General features: G+C 66.9%; 2 protein-coding genes. Both read right to left on the bottom strand.

Features of this window, described 5'->3' with window-relative positions; genetic code table 11:
* A partial coding sequence (locus AC1D00_RS40715) for a penicillin acylase family protein (RefSeq protein ID WP_477014592.1) occupies positions 1-333 on the bottom strand: 333 nt, incomplete at its 3' end.
* Positions 334-507: 174 nt separating this feature from the next.
* A partial coding sequence (locus AC1D00_RS40710; RefSeq protein ID WP_477014591.1) for an FGGY family carbohydrate kinase occupies positions 508-1,488 on the bottom strand: 981 nt, incomplete at its 5' end.

Here is a 1,488-nt window from a genome sequence, read left to right as displayed (position 1 = left end):
GTCCTGCTCGGCATAGGCCGGGCCGTAGTCCTTTGCGAGCAGGCCGAGCCCGCGCTTGCGCCAGAGATCGATCTGCCAGAGCCGGTCGCGCGCGGCGTTGAAGCCCTGCAGAAAGAACAGGTCGTGCTCGTTGCCGGCATAGATGTGGGGAATGCCCCAGACATCAACCAGGATCTGGGCGGGGGCATTGAGACCGGCGACGTCGGTCTTGAGCTGCCGCGCGCTTCCGAGCGGATTCGCCTTCTCGCGCGCCATTGCGGTCGAGGTGAGCAGCGCGGCGCAGATCGCTGCGCCACAGAGTTTTTGGATGACCCGGTTGAAATCCGTGTTCATTGTCTTCTCCCGTTGTTGTTCTTTGGGCGCTTGCTTGGTGAAGCCCCGTAGTAGCCCGGATGGAGCGAAGCGTAATCCGGGATCGATCAGCGAATGAGAAAGCCCCGGATTGCGCTTCCGCCTTCGCTCTTCGAGCTACGGCGGACAGCGCTCCATCCGGGCTACGAAATCCGCCTAACCTTCCCCCTCGTCGCTCGCCAGCACGCCCTTCACGGCGCGCGCCCAGCCCGCGAGCTTCCGCTCGCGCGTCGCCTCGCTCATGTTCGGCTTGAAACGGTGCTCGAGGCGCCAATTGTCGGCGAATTTGGTCGGCTCGGGATAGACGCCGGCCTGGAGGCCGGCGAGATAGGCGGCGCCCAGCGCCGTGGTCTCCTGGATCACGGGGCGATCGACCGGCGCGTCGAGGAGATCGGCTAGGCGCTGCATGGTCCAGTCGGACGCGGTCATGCCGCCGTCGACGCGCAGCACGACGCTGGCGGTTTCCGAGCTCGGCCAGTCGGCGCGCATCGCGGCCCAGAGGTCGAAGGTCTGATAACAAACGCTCTCCAGCGCGGCGTGGGCGAGCTCGGCAGGCCCGGTGTTGCGGGTGAGACCGAACAGGGCGCCGCGCACGCGCGGGTTCCAGTAGGGCGCGCCCATGCCGACGAAGGCGGGGACGAGATAGACGCTCTGCATGGAGTCCGACTGATCAGCAAGAGGTCCGGTCTCGGCGGCGTGCTTGATGATGCCGAGGCCGTCGCGGAGCCACTGCACCGCGCTGCCGGCAACGAAGATCGAGCCTTCGAGCGCGTAGGTGCGTTTTCCCGCGAGCTGATAGGCGACGGTGGTGAGCAGCTTGTTCTTCGACACCACGGGCGTGGTGCCGGTGTTGAGCAGCGCGAAGCAGCCGGTGCCGTAGGTGGACTTCATCATGCCCGGGCGGAAGCAGGCCTGGCCGATGGTCGCGGCCTGCTGGTCGCCGGCGATGCCGGAGATCGCGATCGCGCCGCCGAACAGCTCGGGCACGCTCTCGCCGAAGCGGGCGGAGGAATCCTTCACCTCGGGCAGCATCGAACGCGGCACGCCGATGATCTCGAGCAGCTCGTCGTCCCATTGGCCGGTGTGGATGTTGAACAGCAGCGTGCGCGAGGCGTTGGTGGCGTCGGTGGCGTGCAC

The organism is Bradyrhizobium sp. P2_E8 (assembly GCF_056403875.1).
The sequence above is the reverse complement of the archived record's forward strand: the minus strand, read 5'-3'. Positions and strand labels throughout refer to the sequence as shown.